The sequence below is a fragment of the Bradyrhizobium ontarionense genome, assembly GCF_021088345.1.
GTDB classification, from domain to species: Bacteria; Pseudomonadota; Alphaproteobacteria; order Rhizobiales; family Xanthobacteraceae; genus Bradyrhizobium; species Bradyrhizobium ontarionense.
The window spans coordinates 3,947,933-3,971,951 of the sequence record NZ_CP088156.1 but is presented as its reverse complement, the minus strand read 5'-3'; the positions used below and the strand labels follow the sequence as shown (position 1 = coordinate 3,971,951).

Genomic DNA, 24,019 nt, shown 5'->3' with positions numbered 1-24,019 from the left:
CGCGGCGATTCCCGTTTTGATTGTGCATGCTCGCTGCACACGTCGAAGCACGAGAGCTATCAGAAGTCGTAAGTAGCACGCGCTGCTCGCTTTTGGCAGTGCGGCTTAAATATGGATTAAACCAGCCAGCGATCAGCTCGATCTCCGAGTTCCTCGCCGTCCTTAGAAGAAGATTACCTTAATGAAGCACGCGGATGGTGAATGGAATGAGTGACTGCTTCCGTGTCGCCAATTAGTTCCGGTGCTGCTCCCATGGACGTTGCTGAAGTGACATCGAACGGCGCCAAGCCCGCCGCTTCTTCGCAGCCCTCGCATGACGAGAAGGCCGCCGCGTTGGCGCCTGCGCAGGCCGGCGAGGTCATCGTCACCTCGATTCACCGGCCGGCGCCGGGCTCGATCAGCGTCGTCGAAGTGCCTCCAGGCGCGCATCTCAAGCTCGACTTCGCCTCGACCGAAGTCAAAGTTGCGGTGCTCGATGTCGACCTGGTGCTGCTGTTTCCCGACGGCGCCAAGGTCATCCTGCCGGGCTACGCCTTCAGCCTGGTCGCGCCTGACAGCGCGGACGCCAACTTTTCCGACAAGGTCTTCTCCCCCCAGCAGCTGCTTGCTGCGGTTGACGATCTGCATCTGCTGAACGACGAGAGCGCGGCGCTGCTCGGCTCGGGCACGAAGCTTGATCGGCAGAACCAGGACCAGAACCAGGATCAGAAAGACGCCAAGCAGGCCGCAGAGGAGGCGCCGCCCGCGCCGCCACCGCAGCCGGCAACGCCACCGGCGAAGCTCACGGGCGTTGCGGATTTCGACAAGCCGCCGGAGCCGCCCGCCGATCGGTCGTTCAAGCGGCCGCCGTCGGATGATGCGATCGCCGCCTCGTCGGGAGCGCCGCCGTCCTCGCGTCATACGGCCGATGCGGTGGCCAATCCGAACACCAGCACGGACACGGGCAATGGCGATGGCAATGTCAGCGCCGCCCATCTCTCCATCACGTTGTTGGGTGCCTCCGGCGACAAGGTCATGCCGCTGGCGTCGGGCGGAGCGCAGATTCTCGGCGCTGCCTCCGAGATCCCGGCGACCACCGATCCGACTTTCTCCGTTCAGCAGCAGATGCGAACGCTGACGGGAACGGCGCAGAACGACATCATCTATGCGGCGGATCCCAACCGCATGCCGTCGGGAACGACCGAACGCCTGATCGACGTGCACGTCACCTTTCCCGATGCCGGCGTCACGGCGAAGACCGCCACGATCACCAACCTGCCTGCCGGCTATGCGATCCTCAACGGCGTCCAGAACGGCTCGAACTGGACCGTCCAGCTCGATCCGCTCGACCCCACGCATCTGCAGCTCGAGCTTCGCTATGTCCTGCCGACATCGGCGACGCATGCCGATGCCAACGGCTTTCTGGGCAGCTTCAACCTCAACATCCTGTTCGGCACCGTCGATGCCAACGGGGCGACCCGGCTGTATTCCGGCAGCCAGGCCTTCGTCATCCGCGACATCACCAGCGCCGGTGACGTCGAGATCGTTTCGGCGGACGGCCAGTCGACGATCTTCGGGCTGAACGCCACGCCGCCAGGTGCAAACATCGCTGCCGGCGCCGGTGACGATTGGGTCTATGCCGGCCCGGGCCATGACAATCTGGATGGTGGCACCGGCACCAACACGTTGTCCTACAAGTATTCCAACGAAGGCGTCACGGTGGATCTGTCCACCGGTGCGACGCATGGAGGTTATGCTGAAGGCGACGTCGTCAAGAACTTCACCAACATCGAGGGCTCGGCGTTCGCGGACAAGCTGACGGGCACCGCCGGTGACAACATCTTCTATGGCAGTGGCGGCGGCGACATCATCATCGGCAACGGTGGCAACGACACCGTCGACTACAGCGCGTCCAAGACCGGCGTCTCGGTCAATCTGACGACCGGCGCTGGCTCCGGCGGACTTGCGGATCACGACGCGCTGATCGGGATCAGCAACCTGATCGGCTCGGCGACCGGCAACAACACGCTGATCGGAAACAGCGGGGCGAACGTCATCACGGGCGGTGCCGGCAACGATGTCATCGACGGTGCCGGCGGTTCTGACACGCTGATCGGCGGTGGCGGCGCCGACACGATGACCTATCATGGGTCCGAAATCTCGATTGACGGCGGCACGGGGACGAATACGCTCGCTCTCGCCGCGGCCGTGGCCGTCAAGCTCGCCAATGCCGACCAGACCACCGGCGACAGCGTCAACGTCAGCAACTTCCAGAATGTCGACGCCTCCGTGCTGAGCACGGGCGTCTCGATCATCGGGTCGGCCGGGGTGAACGTCCTCACCGGCGGCTCCGGCGCTGATGCCATCGACGGCGCTGGTGGAGCTGATGTCATCCACGCCGGCGCCGGCGACGATACCGTGATCTACCACGGCACGGAGGCCGTGGCCGATGGCGGCGCGGACAACAACACGCTGGTGATGCTGGCGCAGGCCACGGTCAATCTCACCGTCAGCGACCAGACCAGCGGCGATACCACGACGGTCACCAATTTCCAGAACGTCGATGCCTCGGCGCTCATATCTTCGCAAGCCGTCTCGATCACCGGATCGGCCGTCGGCAACGTGCTGATCGGCGGTGCCGGCAACGACACCATCGACGGCGACGGCGGCAGCGATACCATCCGGGGTGGCGCGGGCGACGATACGATCGCCTATCACGGCACCGAGAATACGATCGACGGCGGCAGCGGCAACAACACGCTCTTGATGCTGGCCGCGGCGATCGTCGAGCTCCACAACGCCGATCAGACCGCCGGCGATAGCGCCAACGTCGCCAACTTCGTCAATGTCGACGCCTCGCAGCTGAGCACGAGCGTCAGCATCACCGGTTCGACCGGCGCCAACATCATCAAGGGCGGATCGGGTGATGACGTCATCGACGGCGACGGCGGTGCCGACACGATCAGCGCCGGCGCAGGCAACGACACCGTGATCTATCACGGCTCCGAAACGTCCATCGACGGCGGCGCGGGCACCGATACGCTGGTGCTGGCGGCCTCCGGCGGCATCACCCAGGTGAATTTCGCCGCCGCGGCCGGCGCCGATCAGACCGTCGGCGACACCGTGAACGTGGTGCGCTTCGAGAATCTCGACGCCAGCGCGCTCGCCTCCGATCTCATCGTAACCGGATCGGCGGCGGCCAACGCGATCATCACCGGCGGCGGCAACGACGTCATCGACGGCGGCGGCGGCGTGGACGTGATCCAGAGCGGTGCGGGCGACGATACGGTCGCCTATCACGGCAGCGAAGCCAGCATCGATGGTGGCACCGGCACCAATACGATCCGCCTGTTGGACGCGACCGACATCAATCTCGGGCATTCCGATCAGTCGATCGGCGATTCCGTGCTGGTCTCGAATTTCCAGAATGTGGACGCGAGCGCGCTCGGGAGCGGGCAGGGCGTCTCGATCGTCGGATCGTCCGCCGCCAACGTCATCGCCGGCGGCGCCGGGGCCGACGTGATCAATGGCGCCGGTGGCGCCGACATCATCAATGCGGGCGCTGGCAACGACTCCGTCTCCTATTGGGGGACGGAAATCTCGCTCGATGGCGGCAGCGGCACCAACACACTGGTGTTGCGCGCGGCCGCGGCCGTCAATCTTGCCAATGCCGACCAGACCAGCGGTGACGCCACCAGCGTTTCCAACTTCCAGAACGTCGATGCCTCGGCACTGACGTCGGGCGCGACGATCACCGGATCGACGGGCGCGAACACGATCATCGGCGGCGCCGGGAACGATACGATCGATGGTGGCGGCGGCGCCGATACCATCAATGCCGGCGCCGGCAACGATATCGTTTACGTTCACGGCAACGAGGTCTCGATCGACGGCGGCGACGGCAACGACACGCTGGTGCTGCCGGCCGCGAGCACGGTCACATCGGTCAATTTCGCCGTCGCCGCCGGTCTCGATCAGACCGCTGGCGATACCGCGGTGGTGACGAATTTCGAGAACGTCGACGCCACCGCGATGACGACGGCGCTGACGGTCACGGGATCGCTCCTCGCCAACACGATCCGGATAGGCTCGGGCAACGACATCATCCATGGCGGCGGGGGCGGCGACGTGATCGATGCCGGCGCCGGCAACGATGCGGTGGACTACACCGGCACCGAGATCTCGATCGATGGCGGGACCGGCAGCAACACGCTGGTCATGCGCGCCTCCGCGGACGTCGATCTGTCTGTCTCGGACCAGACCACCAACGATTCGACCGTGGTCTCGAACTTCGTCAACGTCAATGCGAGCGCAGTCTCGACCGGCGTGTCGGTCATGGGTTCGGCTGCCGCCAACATCATCACCGGTGGCAGCGGCGCGGATACGCTCGACGGCGGCGGCGGTGCCGACACCATCAATGCGGGCGCCGGCAACGACATTGTCACGATCCACGGCACCGAGGTCGCGGTCGATGGTGGCGCGGGCTCGGACACGCTGGTGGTCGGCGCGGGCTCGGCCATCTCCGCGGTCGACTTTTCGGTCGCCGTCGGCGCGGACCAGACCTCCGGCGACACGGTTCTGGTTGCCAATTTCGAAAATCTCGATGCAGGCGCCCTGACCACGGCGCTGACCGTCACCGGTTCGGGCGCCGCTAACAGCATCATCACGGGGGCCGGAAACGACATCGTCGACGGCCGCGGCGGCGCCGACGTCATCTCCACCGGCGCGGGTGACGACACGGTCACCTATTACGGCACCGAAGCGTCGATCGACGCCGGCACGGGCCTGAATACGCTCGTGATGAAGACGGCGACCGACATCAACCTAGGTCACGTCGATCAGACCGTTGGCGACGCCGCCACGGTCTCGAACTTCCAAAACGTCGATGCCGGCGCGCTCGGCTCCGCGCAGGGCATCAACATCATCGGCAGCGCCGTTGCGAGTATCATTACCGGCGGCGCGGGCAACGATACGATCGATGGCGGCGGCGGCGCCGACATCATCGACGCCGGTGCGGGCGACGACATCGTGGCCTATCGCGGCACCGAAAACGCGATTGCCGGCGGTGCCGGCAACAACACGCTGCAGCTCAAGGTGGCGACGACGGTCGATCTGGCAAACGCCGATCAGACCAGCGGTGACGCCGTCAATGTCACGGCATTCGAGAATGTCGATGCCAGTGCACTGGGCGTGGCGCAGGGTGTCTCCATCCGCGGCGATGCGCGAGCCAACATCATCACCGGCGGTGCGGGCAACGACGTGATCGACGGCCGTGGCGGCGCTGACGTCATCGATGCCGGCAGCGGCAACGATACCGTGCATTATCACGGCACCGAGGTTCTGATCGACGGCGGCTTCGGCTCGAATACGCTGGTCATCGATGATCCCGGCGGCATTACCCATGTCGATCTCAGCGTTGCGCCAGGCTCCGACCAGACCACCGGCGATGCCGTCGACGTGGCCGACTTCCAGAATATCGATGCGTCGATCCTGACGACGGGCCTCGTCGTCACGGGATCGTCCTCCGCCAACGCGATCACGACCGGCTCGGGCAATGACGCGATCGACGGCGGCGGCGGCGCCGACGCCATCAAGTCCGGCGCCGGCAACGACACGGTCACCTATTACGGCACGGAAGTCTCGATCGACGGCGGCACCGGGAGCAACACGCTGGTGCTGCGCGCGGCGGCTACCGTCGATCTCGGCGCTGCGGACCAGACCACGGGCGACTCCGTCCTTGTCGCCGATTTCAACAGTGTCGATGCGTCTGCGCTCGCTGTCGGCGCGACAATCACCGGCTCGGCGGCCGCCAACACCATCACCGGCGGGGCCGGCAACGATACGATTGATGGCGGCGGCGGCGCTGACATCATCAACGCTGCCGGCGGCGACGACACCGTCGTGGTCCGCGGCACCGAGGCGTCGATCGACGGCGGGACGGGCTCCGACACGCTGGTGCTCGGGGCCTCGAGCACGGTCACGAGCGTCAACTTCTCGGTGGCGCCGGGGACCGACCAGACCACCGGCGATGCCGTCAACATCGTCAATTTCGAGAACCTGAACGCCGGCGCGATGACTACTGCGCTGAACGTCACGGGCTCCTCGGGCGCCAACGTGATCACGACGGGCTCCGCCAATGACACGATTCACGGCGGCGGCGGCGCCGACATCGTCAGCGCGGGCGGCGGTAACGACGCCGTCGACTACTGGGGCACCGAGGTCTCGATCGACGGCGGTACCGGGACCAATACGCTGGTGGTGCGCGCCTCCGCAACGCTCGACCTCTCGGCGGCCGACCAGTCCGCCGGCGATCTCGCCACCGTCACGAATTTCCAGAACGTCGATGCGTCAGGGTTGACGGCGACCCAGGTGGTTTCCGTCAAGGGCTCGTCGGGGACCAACATCATCACCGGCGGCGCAGGCGCCGACATCATCGACGGCAATGGCGGCGCTGATGTCATCAGCGCGGGCGCCGGCAACGACATTGTCACCTTCCATGGCACTGAAGCTTCGGTGGACGGCGGCGCGGGTTCGGACGCGCTGGTCCTGATCGCAGGATCCACCATCACGGCGGTGGATTTTTCCGTGGCGGCGGGCGGCGACCAGACCAGCGGCGACACCACCAGCGTCACCAATTTCGAGAACCTGGACGGCAGCGCGCTGGGCACAGCGCTGATCGTGACAGGCTCGTCCGGCGTCAACACGATCCTGACCGGCGCGGGCAACGACGTCGTCGACGGTGGCGGCGGTCTCGATGTCATCAGCACCGGCGCAGGCAACGATACCGTCTCCTATCGCGGCACCGAGTTGTCGATCGACGGCGGCACCGGCAGCAACACGCTGATCCTGCACGCGGCCACGGACGTCAATCTGGCTCGCGTCGACCAGACCGTCGGCGATGCCGTCACGGTCATGAACTTCCAGAACGTCGACGCCAGCGCCCTCAGCGCGACCGAGGGCGTCAACTTGATGGGAAGCTCGGCCGCTAACGGCATCACAGGCGGCCTCGGCAGCGACGTAATCGACGGCGCCGGCGGCGCCGATGCGATCAGCGGCGGCGGTGGTGACGACATCATCACCTATCGTGGCTCGGAGGTCTCGCTCGACGGCGGTAGCGGCAGCAACACGCTGCAGCTCAAGACGGCGGTGACCGTGAATCTCCTCAACGCCGACCAGACATCGGGCGACGCCGTCAACGTCGCGAACTTTCAGAATGTCGATGCCAGCGCCCTGAACGCGGCGCAAGGCATATCGATCACGGGAACCAACGCGGCCAACAGCATCACCGGCGGTGCGGGGGCTGATACGATCGACGGCGGCGGCGGCACCGACCTGATCCTGGCCGCCGGCGGCAACGATGTCGTCAGGTATTATGGATCCGAGATCGCGATCGACGCCGGTAGCGGCAACGACACGCTCGTGATGACCGCATCCGGCGGCACCAGCCTGGTCAATCTCGGTGTGCCGGCGAATGTCGACCAGACCTCCGGCGACGGCGTCGACGTCTTCAACTTCGAGAACGTCGATGCCTCGGCGCTTTCGACCGCGATCGCGGTCACCGGTTCGGCCTCGGCCAATGTGATCACGACGGGCGGCGGAAGCGATACGATCGACGGCGGTGGCGGCGCGGATGTCGTCTCGGCCGGCGCCGGCGACGATGCCGTGAGCTACTATGGCAGCGAGGTCTCGATCGAGGGCGGCAGCGGCATCAACACGCTGGTGCTCAAGGCGGCCGTTGGCAGCATCAATCTCGGCAATGCCGACCAGACCTCGGGCGATGCGACCGTCGTCACGAACTTCCAGAATGTCGATGCCTCGGCGTTGACGGCGGGCGCGACGATTACCGGCTCGGCCGGCGCGAACGTCATCACTGGCGGCGGAGGATCGGACACCATCGACGGCGGCGGTGGTGCCGACGTGATCAATGCGGCTGCCGGCGACGACACCGTCGTCTATCGCGGTTCGGAATCTGCGATCGACGGCGGTGCGGGCTCGGACACGCTGGTGATCGGTGCCGGCGCGTCCGTCACGTCGGTCAATTTCGCCGTTGCCGCCGGCGTCGACCAGACGACGGGCGACTCCGTCCTGGTGAAGAACTTCGAGAACCTCAACGCGAGTGCGACGACCACGGCGCTGAGCGTCACCGGCTCTGCATCAGCCAACGTCATCGCCACCGGCTCCGGCGACGACGTGATCCAGGGCGGCGGCGGCGCCGACGTCATCACCGCCGGCGCTGGCGCCGACACCGTCGACTTCTGGGGCAGCGAGATCTCGATCGATGGCGGCAGCGGCCACAATACGCTGGTGGTGCACACCTCTGCGATCATCGATCTGACTGCGGCCGACCAGACATCGGGCGATCTGACCACTGTCAGCAATTTCCAGGACATCGATGCGTCCGCGCTCAACGCCACGCAGTCGGTCTCGGTGCTCGGTACGTCGGGAGTCAACACGATCACGGGCGGCGCGGGCGTCGACGTCATCGACGGCGGTGGCGGTGCCGATGTGATCCACGCCGGCGGCGGCAATGATACCGTCACCATGCACGGCACCGAAGCCTCGGTGGACGGCGGAGCGGGCTCCGACACGCTCGTCCTGACCGCAGGCACCAGCGTCACGGCGGTCGATTTCGGCGTGGTAGCCGGCAACGACCAGACCAGCGGCGATTCGGTCTCGGTCACGAACTTCGAGAATCTGCTCGCCGGCGCGGTGACAACGGCGCTGTCGGTGACGGGGTCGGCGGCTGCAAACGTCATCACCACGGGCTCGGGCAACGACACCATCGATTCGAGCGGTGGCGCCGACATCATCGACACCGGTGCCGGCAACGACACGGTTTCGTACCGCGGCACCGAAGTGTCCATCGATGGCGGTAGCGGCACCGACACGCTGGTGCTGAAATCATCGGGCGGCATCTCCACCATTGATCTGAGCGGCGCGCCCGGCGCCGACCAGACCTATGGCGACAACGTCGCTGTCTCGAATTTCGAGAACGTCGATGCTTCCGTGCTGCTCTCGGCGCAGGGCATCACCATCATCGGATCCACCGGCGCGAACATCATCACCGGCGGTGCAGGCGCAGACGTCATCGATGGCAACGGCGGCGCTGACGTCGTCAGCGGCGGTGGCGGCAACGATTCGATCAGGTTCTATGGCACGGAAACGTTGATTGACGGCGGTTCTGGAACGGACACGCTGGTCCTCGCTGCGTCCGGAGGCATGACTGCGGTTGATTTCTCCGTGTCCGGCGGCGTGGATCAGACCGCGGGCGACGCGGTCAACGTCACGAATTTCGAGAATCTCGACGCCTCGGTGGTGGCGACCGCGCTGACCGTGACCGGTTCGGGCGGCGCCAACGTGATCACGACCGGCTCCGGCAACGACCTCATCGACGGGGGCGGCGGTGCCGACGTGATCAACGCCGGTGCCGGCAACGACACGGTGTCCTACTACAACTCCGAAGTGTCGATCGATGGCGGTGTCGGCAACAACACGCTGCTGCTGCGTGCGGTGACGACCGTCAATCTGGGCAATCTCGACCAGACCTCGGGCGACGCCGTCACGGTCAGCAATTTCCAGAACGTCGACGCCTCGGCGCTCTCATCCGGCATATCGATAGCAGGCTCGGCCGGAACCAACATCATCACCGGCGGCAGCGGCAACGACACCATCGACGGCGCCGGGGGCGCGGACACGATCAACGCAGGTGCCGGCAACGACACCGTCACCTTCCACGGCACGGAGACCGCCATCGACGGCGGCGCGGGCGCGGACACGCTGGTGATCACCAGCGGCGCCACCGTGAGCGCGATCGACTTCTCGGTCGCGGCCGGCGCCGACCAGACCACCGGCGACTCGTCGCTCATCAGGAATTTCGAGAACCTCGACGCTTCGGCCGTCACAGCGGGCCTGACGATCACCGGATCGTCGGCGGCAAATATCATCACCACGGGCAGTGGCAATGATACGATCGACGGTGGCGGCGGGGCCGACGTCATCAACGCCGGCACCGGCAACGACACCGTGTCCTACTACGGCTCGGAGGGCGTGATCGATGGCGGCACCGGCAGCAACACGCTTGTGCTCAAGGCGGTGACCACCGTCAACCTGGGCAATGTCGACCAGACCACCGGCGACGCCACCAGTGTCGCGAATTTCCAGAATGTTGATGCAGCGGCACTGTCGTCATCGGTGTCGATCACCGGCTCGACCGCCGCCAACATCATTACGGCTGGTTCGGGCAACGACACCATTGACGGTGCCGGCGGTGCCGACGTGATCATCGCCGGCGCGGGCGACGACACCGTGTCCTACTACGGTGGAGAAGCCTCGATCGACGGCGGCGCCGGCACCAACACGCTGGTGATGCGGGCCGCCGCGACCGTCAACCTAGCCAATGCGGACCAGACCGTCGGCGATAGCGCAGGTGTCGCCAATTTCCAGAATGTCGACGCGTCCGCGCTGTCCTCGTCGCTCTCGATCACGGGCTCGTCCGGCGTCAACGTCCTGACCGGCGGCTCCGGGAATGACACGATCGACGGCGGCGGCGGCGCGGATATCATCAAGGCCGGCGCCGGCGACGACTCCGTCACCTATCACGGCGGCGAAACCGCCATCGACGGCGGCACCGGAACCGACACGCTGATCCTTGCGGCGTCGGGAGGCACCACTGCGGTCAATTTCGCCGTTGCGACCAATGTCGACCAGACGGCGGGCGATAACGTCAACGTCACCAATTTCGAGAACCTGGACGCGTCCGCGGTCGGCTCGGCACTCTCGGTCACGGGCTCGGTGTTTGCCAATACCATCACCACCGGCGCGGGCAACGACACCATCGATGGCGCCAGCGGCGCCGACGTCATCAGCGCGGGCGCAGGCAACGATACGGTCTCGTACTACGGCACCGAGATCTCGATCGACGGCGGCACCGGCACCAACACGCTGGCTCTGAAGACCGCGGCGACCGTCAATCTGGCCGCCGTCGACCAGACATCGGGCGATTCCACTGTTGTCAGCAATTTCCAGAGCATCGATGCCTCGGCGCTGTCGACCGGCGTCACGCTGACCGGCTCGGCGACGGCGAACGTCATCACGGGTGGCTCCGGCAATGATACGATCGATGGCGGCGGCGGTGCCGACGTCATTTCGGCGGGCCTCGGCGACGACACGGTCACCTATCACGGCACCGAGGCGTCGATCGACGCCGGCGCCGGCAACGACACCTTGGTGGTCAGCACAGGTTCTTCCGTCTCCGCGGTCAATTTCTCGGTTGCTTCAGGCGTCGACCAGACCATCGGCGACGCGGTGCTCGTCACCAACTTCGAAAATCTCGATGCCAGCGCGCTCAACTCCGCGCTGACAGTGACCGGCGCGAGCGCGGCGAATGTGCTGACCACCGGCGGCGGCAATGACATCATCGACGGCGGCGGAGGCGGTGACGTCATCAGCGCCGGCGCGGGCAACGACACCGTGTCATACTACGGGACCGAGATCGCGATCGATGGCGGCGCCGGCACCAACACGCTGGTCATGCGCGGCGTGGCTACGGTCAATCTCGGCAACGTCGACCAGACCACGGGCGATTCGAGCGCTGTCGGCAATTTCCAGAACGTCGACGCGTCCGCACTGACCGCCGGCGTATCGATCACCGGTTCGACCGGCGCCAACGTGCTGACCGGCGGCTCCGGAGCCGACGCGATCGACGGCGCAGGCGGAGCCGATTCGATCCTTGCCGGCGCCGGCGACGACACCGTCGTCTATCACGGCACCGAGACCTCGATCGATGGCGGCAGCGGTTCGGACACGCTGGTGCTGGCAGCATCCAGCGGCATCACCGCCGTGAATTTCACAGTCGCCGCCGGCAACGACCAGACCGCCGGCGACACGGCCATTGTCGCAAATTTTGAGAACATCGACGCGTCGGTGATGATTTCGGCCCTGACGGTCACGGGCTCGTCGTCTGCGAACGTCATCACGACCGGATCGGGCAACGACACGATCGATGGTGGCGCCGGGGCCGACGTCATCCGCGCCGGCGCGGGCGACGACACCGTGTCCTACTATAATTCGGAAATCTCGATCGACGGCGGCACCGGCACCAACACGCTGCTGCTTCGCGCGGCGGCGACGGTCGATCTGGCGAGCGCCGACCAGACTGTCGGCGATGCCGTGGTGGTGGCCAATTTCCAGAACGTCAACGCGTCGTCGCTGTCGACCGGCATCTCGATCACGGGCACCACGGATGCCAACACCATCATCGGCGGTGCGGGGGCCGATGCGATCGACGGGGCCGGTGGCGCCGACGTCATCAGCGCCGGTGGCGGCAACGACACCGTCCAATATCACGGAACGGAGACCTCGATCGACGGCGGCACCGGCTCGGACACGCTGATCCTGGCCGCGTCAGGCGGCATCACGGCGGTGAATTTCGCGGTCGCCGCCGGCAACGACCAGACCACCGGCGACGCCGTGGCCGTCACCAACTTCGAGAACCTCGATGCTTCCGTGATGTCGACGGCATTGTCGGTCACGGGGTCCTCCTCGGCGAACGCGATCACGACGGGCGCCGGTAGTGATACGATCGACGGCGGCGGCGGCGCAGATGTCATCAGCGCCGGGGCGGGAGACGATACCGTCTCCTATTACAATTCCGAGGTTTCGATCGACGGCGGTAGCGGCACCAATACGCTGATCATGCGGGCGGCCGTCACCGTCAACCTCAACAATTCCGACCAGACCACCGGCGATACGACGACGGTCTCGAACTTCCAGAACGTCGACGCCTCCGCGCTGAACGCGGCGGTCTCGATCCAGGGTAGCTCGAGCGCGAACGTCATCACGGGCGGCGCCGGCAACGATGTCATCGACGGCGGCGGCGGCGGCGATACCATTGCAGCCGGCGCGGGCAATGATTCCGTCGCCTATTATGGTACCGAGCTTTCCATCGACGGTGGCAGCGGCAACAACACCCTCGTGATGAAGGCGGTTGCGACCGTCAACCTCGCCAATCTCGACCAGACCACGGCCGATGCGACCAATGTCGCCAACTTCCAGAACGTCGATGCGTCGTCGCTGTCGTCCGGCGTTTCGATTACCGGATCGAGCGTGGCCAACACCATCACCGGCGGCTCGGGCAACGATACGATCGATGGCGGCGGCGGAGCCGATATCATCAACACCGGCGCCGGCGACGACACTGTGCTGTATCGCGGCAGCGAGGTGTCGATCGACGGCAATACCGGCACCGACACCCTGATCGTGGCGGCCGGCTCGGCGCTGACCGCCGTCAACTTCGCCGTTGCCTCGGGCTCCGACCAGACCACCGGCGACAGCGTCAGCGTCACCAACTTCGAAAATCTCGATGCGAGCGCGCTCAATTCGGCGCTGATCGTAACCGGGTCGGCATTCGGCAACACCATCACGACCGGCTCGGGCAACGATACGATCGACGGCGGCGGCGGCACCGATGTGATCGCGGCGGGCGCCGGTGACGACACGGTCGCCTATCGTGGCAGCGAAACCGCGATCGACGGCGGCGCCGGCAACAACACGCTGCTGCTCAAGGCTGCGACCACGGTCGTGCTCGGCGCTGCCGATCAGACCAGCGGCGATGCGACCGCCGTCACCAATTTCCAGAACGTTGACGCCTCGGCGCTGTCCTCCGGCGTCTCGATCACCGGCTCGTCCGGCGTCAATACGATCACCGGCAGCTTCGGCGATGACACCATCGACGGTGCCGGCGGCGCCGACGTCATCAACGCCAGCGGCGGTGACGACACCGTCACCTATCAAGGCACCGAGACGTCGATCGATGGCGGCACCGGATCGGACACGTTGGTGCTGGCCGCGACCGGCGGCATTACGGCGGTCAACTTCGCCGTCGCAGCGGGCGCGGATCAGACTACGGGCGACAGCGTCGTGGTCGCGAATTTCGAGAACCTCGATGCTGCCGTTGCGACCACAGCCTTGTCGGTGCAGGGGTCGTCAGCGATCAACATCATCACCACCGGCTCCGGCAACGATATTATCGATGGCGGCGGCGGCGCCGACATCATCAGCGCCGGCGCCGGCGACGACACCGTCTCCTACCGCGGCACCGAGTTCTCGATCGACGGCGGCACTGGCAGCAACACGCTGCTGCTGCGCGCGGCGACGACGGTCGATCTCGGCAGCGCCGATCAGACGCTGGGTGACCTGGTCACCATCTCCAATTTCCAGAACGTCGACGCATCACAGCTGGTATCCGGTGTCTCGATCACCGGAAGCGCCGCGGCCAACTTGCTCACCGGTGGCGTCGGCAACGATACGATCGACGGCGCGGGCGGCGCTGACGTCATTGCAGCCGGCGCCGGTGCCGATACCGTCATCTATCACGGCACCGAGGCCTCGATCGACGGCGGCAGTGGCTCCGACACCTTGCTCATGGCTGCGTCGGGCGGCACGACCGCGGTGAATCTCGCGGTCGCCGCCGGGGCCGACCAGACGACTGGCGACGTCGTCGGCGTGAGCAATTTCGAGAACGTCGATGCGAGCGCGCTTTCGACCGCACTCGCAGTGACGGGATCGAGCTCTGCCAATACGATCAAGACCGGCTCGGGCAACGACACGATCGACGGCGGGGGCGGCGCCGACATCATCGCCGCCGGCGCCGGCGACGATTCGGTCGTCTATCACGGCACCGAGGCGTCGATTGACGGCGGCACCGGCACCAACACGCTGGTGATGAACGCCGCGACCACGATCAACCTCGGCAACATCGATCAGTCCACTGGCGACATCACTGCCGTCACCAATTTCCAGAACGTGGATGCCTCGGCACTGTCCACGGCGATATCGATCACCGGCGATGCCAACGCCAACACCATCATCGGCGGCTCGGGTGCCGATACGATCGACGGCAGCGGCGGCGCGGACATCATCTCGGCAGGTGCGGGCGACGATACCGTGTCCTACCGCGGCACCGAGATCTCGATCGACGGGCAGGCCGGCACCAACACGCTGCTGCTTCGCGCCGCGGCCAGCGTCAATCTCACGAATGCCGACCAGACGACCGGCGACAGCACCGCTGTCGCGAACTTCCAGAATGTCGACGCCTCGATGTTGTCCACCGGCGTCAGCATCACCGGTTCGAACGGCATCAACCAGCTCACCGGCTCCTCCGGCGACGACACGATCGACGGTGGCGGCGGCGCCGATACGATCCTGGCGAGCGCCGGCAACGACACCGTCATCTTCCACGGCAGTGAGGCGACCATCGATGGGGGCAGTGGCTCCGACACGCTGGTGCTGTCGACGGCAGCCGGAATCACCTCGGTCAATTTCGCGGTCGCGGCCGGCACGGACCAGACCAGCGGCGATACCGTCAAGGTATTCAATTTCGAGAACCTCGATGCCAGCGCGCTGAGCTCGGCCTTGCTTGTGACCGGCTCGGCGGCGGCGAACACGATCATGACGGGCTCCGGCAACGATACGATCGATGGCGGTGGCGGCGGCGACGTGATCAGCGCCGGCGATGGCAATGACACCGTCACCTACTACGGCACGGAAAGCGCGATCGACGGCGGCAACGGCACCAACACGCTGATTCTGCATGCGGCGACCACGGTCAACCTCGCCAACACCGATCAGACGTCGGGGGATACGACAGCGGTCGCGAACTTCCAGAACGTGGATGCCTCCTCGCTCGCGGTCGGCGTCTCGCTCACCGGCTCGGCCGCTGCTAATACCCTGACCGGCGGTGCTGGCAACGATACCATCGACGGCGGCGGCGGCGCCGACGTGATTGCCGCCGGCGGCGGCGACGACAGGGTGACCTATCACGGCACCGAAGCGTCGATCGATGCCGGCAGCGGTGTCGACACGCTCGTCATGGTGGCAAGCGGCGGCACGAGCGTCGTGAACTTGACGGCCGCTGATCAGACCACCGGCGACGGCACAGTCGTGGCCAATTTCGAGAACCTGGACGCCAGCGCGCTGACCACAGCCATCTCCGTCATTGGCTCGACATCCGCGAACGTCATCACGACCGGGGCCGGCGACGATATCATCAACGGCAATGGCGGCGGGGATACGATCAGCGCCGGCGCTGGCAACGACATCGTTGCCTATTGGGGCTCGGAGACATCGCTCGACGGTGGCTCCGGTACCAACACGCTGCAGATGAGGGTCTCCGGCACCGTCAACTTGGGCGCCGCGGACCAGACCTCGGGCGACGTCACGACCGTCACCAACTTCCAGAACGTCGATGCATCCGCTCTGGCGGGCGGTGCGTCGATCACCGGTTCGTCGGGCGTCAACATCATCACCGGCGGCGGTGGCAACGATGTCATCAATGGCGCTGGTGGCGCCGACGTGATCGCCGCCGGCGGCGCCGCCGACACTGTCGTGTATCAAGGGACCGAAGTCTCGATCGATGGCGGCTCAGACAACGATACGTTGTCGCTTGCAGTGCTCGGCGGCATCACCGCGGTCGACTTCTCGGTCGCTTCCGGAACCGATCAGACCATCGGCGATACTGTCAAGGTCATCAATTTCGAGAACCTCAACGCCTTTGTCGCCACCACGGCGTTGACCGTGACCGGCTCCGGCGGCTCCAACCAGATCCTGACGGGTTCGGGCGACGACGTGATCGACGGCAAAGGCGGCCTTGACTCCATCTCCGCCCAGGCCGGCAACGATACCGTCAGCTATTACGGCACCGAAAGCGGGGTTGACGGCGGCAGCGGCACCAACACGCTGATCATGCACGCCGCGGTTACGATCAACCTGGCCAATACCGACCAGACCACCGGCGACCTCACCACCGTCACGAATTTCCAGAACGTCGACGCCAGCGCGGTGTCGAACGGGATGGGCATCTCCGGCTCTTCCGGCGCCAATACCATCACCGGCGGCTCCGGCGATGACGTCATCGATGGCGTCGGCGGGGCCGACATCATCGCCGGCGGCGCCGGAAACGATACCATCTTCTATCGCGCCGGCGCGACATCGTATGATGGCGGCACCGGCACCAACACACTGGTCCTGAGGAGCGCCGTCACCGTCAATCTGGCCAACGCCGCCGATCAGACCAGCGGCGACTCGACGACGACTGTCACCAATTTCCAGAACATCGATGCGGGCCAGGTCTCCGGGCCGGTGTCCATCACCGGCTCGTCTGGCGCCAACATCATCACCGGCTCGGTCGGCAATGATACGATCGATGGCGGCGGCGGCGCCGATGTGATCGATGCCGGCACCGGCAACGACACTGTCACCTATCGCGGTACGGAAGTCTCCATCGACGGCAATGGCGGCTTGGACAAGCTCGTGCTGGCCGCATCCGGCGGCATCACGGCGATCGACCTGTCAACCACCGGCGACCAGACGACCGGTGACAACGTCGTGGTGTCAAATTTCGAGAGCGTCGACGCCGGCGTCATGACCACGGCGGTCACGGTGACAGGCTCGTCCTCGGCGAACACCATCACCACGGGCTCCGGCGATGACATCATTCACGGCGGCGCCGGCGCCGATGTGATATTGGCGGGGGCGGGCAACGACACCGTTGACTATTGGGGCTCGGAGACCACGATCGACGGCGGCGCCGGCAACAACACGCTGGTCGTCAAAGCGATCTCAGGCCTGTCGGTGGTCGATCTGTCGGCCGCGGCCGGTTCCGACATCACGACCGGTGACGCGGTGTCGGTGAAGAATTTCCAGAACCTGGATTCGAGCGCGGTCAGCGCGGTTCTGACGGTGACGGGATCGTCTGCGGCGAATTCCATCGTAACAGGCAGCGGCGTTGACACCATCGACGGTGGTGGCGGCGCTGATACCATCAACTCGGGTGGGGGCGACGACGTCGTCACCTATCACGGCACGGAAGTATCCATCAACGGCGGCGCCGGCAATGACACGCTGGTGCTGGCGGCGAACGGCGGCATCACCGCGGTCAATCTCGGCGCCAGCGCAGGGACCGACCAGACCACGAGCGACAGCGTCACCGTCCTCAACTTCGAACGTGTCGATGCCAGCGCAACGTCGGCCGGCATAGCCATCACCGGCTCGTCCGGCATCAACTTCATCACCGGTGGCTCCGGTGCCGACACGATCGATGGCGCAGGCGGTGCCGACACTATCGCGGCCGGTGGCGGCAACGATACGGTGATCTATCACGGCTCCGAAACGACGGTCGACGGCGGCACTGGCGTGAACACGCTGGTGCTGCAGGCTGCCGCGACGGTGAACTTGACGAATGCGGACCAGACCACCGGCGATCTCGTGACGGTCACGAATTTCCAGAACGTCGATGCTTCGGCGCTGTCGACCGGTATCGCGATCACTGGCACGTCCTCGGTTAATACGATCACCGGCGGCTCGGGCAACGACGTCATCGACGGCGGCGGCGGCGCCGACGTCATCGCCGCGGGCGGCGGCGATGATCTCGTCCACTACTACGGTGCGGAAAGCTCGATTGACGGCGGGGCCGGCAACAACACGCTGAATTTGCGCGCTGCAGTGACGGTCAATCTGGTCAATACCGACGTTACCAGCGGCGACGGCATCTCGGTCACCAATTTCGCCAACGTCAATGCGTCGATGCTCGGGACCGGCGTGACCGTCACCGGCTCGTCAGGCGCGAATACGATCGTGGGTGGCGCGGGCAATGACACGATCGATGGCGGCGGCGGCGCCGACATCATCAGCGCGGGTGGTGGTGACGACACCGTCACTTATCGGGGGGGCGAGAGCTCGATCGATGGCGGCGCCGGGAGCGACACGCTCACCTTCGCCGTGGCCGGCAGCATCACTGCCGTTACCCTCGCGGCGGGTGACCAGACCGTGGGCGACAGCGTCACTGTCGCCAATTTCGAGAGCGTCAATGCATCGATATTCACGACAGCATTGACCGTCACCGGCTCGTCGTCTGCCAATACGATCACGACCGGTTCGGGCAATGACATCATCGATGGCGCCGGCGGCGCGGACGCGATCAACGCCGGCGGTGGCAACGATACCGTCTCCTACTACGGCACGGAAACGTCGGTCGACGGCGGTACCGGCACCAACACGCTGATCCTGAACACCTCCGCAGTGCTGAACCTCGCCAATGCGAACCAGCTGTCGTTCGGCGCCGGTACGATCAGCAACTTCCAGAATGTCGATGCATCCGCCGTGTCGTCAGCGGTGTCGATCACGGGCTCGTCAGGCGTCAATGTCATTACCGGCGGCGGCGGCAACGACACGATCGACGGCGGCGGCGGCGGCGATACCCTTGCGGGTGGTGCCGGCAACGACACAATGTCCTACTACGGAACGGAAGTGTCGGTCGACGGCGGCACCGGCACCAATACGCTGATCATGAAGGCGGCCGCGACCGTCAACATCGGCGCCGGCGACCAGACCGCTGGCGACTCCGTCAGCGTCAAAAATTTCCAGAATGTCGACGGCTCAGCGGTGTCGACGGCGATGTCGATGACCGGCTCATCGTCCGCCAACACCATCATCGGCGGCTCCGGCGACGATACGATCGACGGCGCCGGTGGCACTGATGTCATCAATGCCGGAGGCGGCAACGATACGGTCACCGATCGCGGCAACGAGACCTCGATCGATGGCGGCGCCGGATCCGACAGGCTCGTGCTGGCCGCCGGCACCAGCGTCAGCTCTGTCAATTTCGCCGTATCGTCCGGTGCCGATCAGACCACCGGCGATTCGACCACGATCATGAACTTCGAGAGCATCGACGCCAGCGTGCTCTCCACCTCAGTCATTGTCACCGGCTCGTCTTCGGCCAATATGATCATCACCGGTTCAGGCGACGATGCCATCGACGGTGGCGGCGGCGCCGATGTGGTATCAGCGGGTGCCGGCAACGACCTGGTGTTCTACTACGGCAATGAGACCTCGATCGACGGCGGCGCCGGCACCAACACACTGGTGATGCGTGGGGCCAACACCGTCAATCTTGGCAATGCCGATCAGACATCAGGCGATGCCGCCAACGTCATCAATTTCCAGAATATCGACGCGTCGGCACTGTCGTCAGGCGCGTCTCTGACCGGTTCGTCGGGCACGAACACGATCACAGGCGGGGCGGGCAACGACGTGATCGACGGTGCCGGCGGTGCCGATATCATCAGCGCCGGAGCAGGTAACGACAGCGTTACCTATCGCGGCTCCGAGGCTTCGATCGACGGCGGATCCGGCACCGACACGCTGGTGCTGCCCACCTCGGGTGGCATCACGGCCATCAATTTCTCGGTAGCGGGCGGTACCGACCAGACGATCGGCGACAGCGTCGGCGTGACGAATTTCGAGAGCGTCGATGCTTCGGCACTCGGCTCTGCGCTGACCGTCACAGGTTCGTCGTTGGCGAACACGATCACCACCGGGGCGGGCAACGACATCATCGACGGCGGTGGCGGCGCCGACGTGATCAGCGCCGGGGGCGGCAACGACACCGTCACCTACCGCGGCTCGGAAGCCTCGATCGACGGCGGTTCCGGCACCAACACGCTGGTGATGAGCGCGGCAGCCTCGGTCAACCTCGCGAACGGTGATCAGACCTCCGGCGATTCAACTATCGTCAGCAACTTCCAGAACGTCGATGCCTCCGCGTTGTCGACGGCAATTGCCATTACTGGCTCGTCGGCGGCCAATACGATCACCGGCGGCGGGGGGAACGACACCATCGATGGCGGTGGCGGCGCCGATGTCATAGCGGCAGGCGCCGGCAACGACAGCGTCGCCTATTACGGCACCGAGGCATCGATCGATGGTGGCACCGGCACCAATACGTTGCTGCTGAAGACGGCAGTGACCGTGAATCTGGCCAATGCCGATGTCACCTCGGGCGATTCTATCAATGCGATCAACTTCCAGAACGTGGATGCGTCGGCGCTGTCCTCCGCGCTGACGCTGACCGGCTCATCGTCCATCAACACGATCATCGGCGGCTCCGGCGACGACACCATCGATGGTGCTGGCGGCGCCGACGTGATCAGCGCCGGTGGCGGCAACGACGTCGTCGCCTACCGCGGCTCGGAAAGCTCGATGGATGGCGGCAGTGGCAGCGACACGCTGGTGCTGGCTGCCGGCGGCGGCATTACCGCCGTCAATTTCGCCGTGAGCGCGGGATCGGACCAGACCACCGGCGATGGTGTCACGATCAGCAATTTCGAGAACCTCAACGCCAACATCCTGTCGACTGCGGTCAGCGTCACCGGCTCGTCGGTCGCCAACGCGATCACGACGGGTTCTGGGAACGACACGATCGACGGCGGCGGCGGCGCCGACGTGATTGCGGCCGGTGCCGGCGACGACACCGTCTCCTACTATGGCTCGGAGACGTCGATCGACGGCGGCTCCGGCAGCAACACCCTGCTGCTCAAGGCGGCGGCGACGGTGAACCTCGCCAATACCGATGTCACTTCGGGCGACGGGATCAACGTCCTCAATTTTCAGAACGTCGATGCCTCGGCCGTGTCATCGGTTGTCACGCTGTCCGGCTCGTCGTCGGCGAATTCCATGATCGGCGGTTTGGGAGCGGACACGATCGATGGCGGCGGCGGTGCCGACATCATCAACGCCGGCGGCGGCAATGACACCGTCACCGAGCGCGGCGCGGAAGCCTCCATCGACGGCGGATCCGGCAGCGATATGCTGGTGCTGGCGGCCGGCGTCGCCATCGCAGCGATCAATTTCTCGGTCGCGGGCGGATCAGACCAGACCACGGGGGACAGCGTCAGCGTCACCAATTTCGAGAGCGTCGATGCCAGCGTGCTGTCCACGGCCACGACAGTCACTGGTTCGGCATCGGTCAACACGATCACCACCGGCTCCGGCAACGATACGATCGACGGCGGTGGCGGCGCTGACGTCATCAACGCCGGTGGCGGCAATGACACCGTCACCTGTCACGGGTCGGAAAGCGCGATCGATGGCGGTAGCGGTACCGATACGCTGCTGATGAGTGCCGCAGCGACCGTCAATCTCGGCAATGGCGACCAAACCTCCGGCGATGGTGTTGCGGTCACCAACTTCGAGAATGTCGACGCCTCGTCCCTGTCGGCGGCACTGTCGATCACTGGTTCCTCCGCCGCCAACACTATTACGGGCGGTTCAGGCGACGACATGATCGACGGCGCCGGCGGGACCGATGTGATCGCGGCCGGTGCCGGCAACGATACCGTGTCCTACTATGGCACGGAGACATCGATCGACGGCGGCACCGGCAGCAACACGTTGCTGCTGAAGGCGGCGGCGACGGTGAACCTTGGCAATGCGGATGTCACCTCGGGTGACGCGGTCAACGTCACCAACTTCCAGAACGTCGATGCCTCGGCGGTGTCAGCGGCGGTCACGCTGAGCGGCTCGTCATCGGTTAATTCCATCATCGGCGGTTCGGGAGCGGACACGATCGATGGCGCCGGCGGCGCTGACGTGATCAACGCCGGCGGCGGCAACGACACCGTCACCGACCACGGCACGGAAGCCTCCATCGACGGTGGGTCCGGCAACGACACGCTGGTGCTGGCGGTCGGTGCCGCCATCACGGCCATCAATTTCTCTGTCACGGGGGGATCCGACCAGACCACGGGGGATAGCGTCAGCGTCAGCAACTTCGAGAGCATCGACGCCAGCGTGCTGTCCACGGCCGCGACAGTCACCGGCTCGTCGTCGGTCAACACGATCATCACCGGCTCCGGCAACGATACGATCGACGGTGGTGGCGGCGCTGACGTCATCAACGCCGGTAGCGGCAATGACACTGTCACTTATCGCGGGTCGGAAAGCTCGATCGATGGTGGCACCGGTACCGATACGCTGCTGATGAGTGTCGCTGCCACGGTCAATCTCGGCAATGCCGACCAAACCGCCAGCGATGGTGTCGCGGTCAGCAACTTCGAGAATGTCGACGCCTCTGCGCTGTCGGCGGCATTGTCGATCACAGGATCCTCCGGCGTCAACGCCATCACCGGCGGCTCGGGGAACGACACGATCGACGGCGCGGGCGGGGCCGATGTCATTCGGGCCGGCGGCGGCGATGACGGCGTGACCTATCACGGCACCGAGACGACGATCGACGGCGGCGCTGGAAATGACACTCTGGTGCTGGCGGCGTCCGGCGGCATCACAGCGGTGAATTTGTCGGTTGCGGCCGGTTCGGACCAGACAACCGGCGACACAGTCAGTGTTACCAATTTCGAGCATCTCGATGCGTCATCGGTCAGCTCGGCCCTGACCGTCACAGGATCGTCCTCCGCCAACATCATCACCACGGGCTCGGGTAACGAAACGATCGATGGGGGCGGTGGCACTGATACGATCAACGCAGGCGCCGGGGACGACACGGTCACCTATCACGGCACCGAGACCTCAATCGACGGCGGCAGTGGCACCAACACGCTGGTGCTCGACGCAGCGGCAACGGTCAATCTCGGCAATGCCGATCAGACCGCCGGCGATTCGACGGTGGTCAGTAACTTCCAGAACGTCGACGGCGTTGCGATGTCCTCGGCGCTGAGCATCACCGGCTCCTCGGGGAACAATACCCTGGCGGGCGGTTCCGGCAACGACACCATCTCGGGCGGCGGCGGCACGGACCACCTGTTCGGCAATGGCGGCGACGACATCTTCATCATCGACCATACGTCGCTGGCGGCGGGCTCGACCATCGATGGTGGCAGCGGCAACAACACGGTCAACATCTCCGCCAATTCGGGAACGATCAGCGACACCGAGCTGCTCGCCGCATTGACGAACATCGAGACCATCGATTTCACCGCCACCAACGTCAACGCCTCGGTCAGTCTGTCAGCCAGTCAGATCAGCCAGATGGATGGCGGTTCCGCCAATACGCTGACCATGATGGTCAATGCCGGCGACACGGTGAACATCGCCGATCCGGCATCGCACTACACGACCTCGGTCGCCGGCAACACGACGACCTACACGATCTACGACGATGCCGCGCATACCAACGTCATCGCGCATCTGTCGCTGGTGGCGTGATGGTCACGAGAAGCCCGTGAGACGATGTTGCCGGCGCCGAGCC

At 65.4% G+C, this 24,019-nt stretch carries 1 protein-coding gene; it reads left to right on the top strand.

What is annotated here, in order from left to right; genetic code table 11:
• The first annotated feature begins 252 nt into the window (after positions 1-252).
• Complete coding sequence (locus LQG66_RS17680) at positions 253-23,976, top strand: calcium-binding protein (RefSeq protein ID WP_231327461.1); 23,724 nt, start codon at positions 253-255, stop codon at positions 23,974-23,976.
• The last annotated feature ends 43 nt before the right edge of the window (positions 23,977-24,019 follow it).

Coding starts and splice junctions, on each gene's coding strand:
- LQG66_RS17680 (WP_231327461.1), top strand. CDS start 253: ATGGACGTTGCTGAAGTGACATCGAACGGCGCCAAGCCCGCCGCTTCT.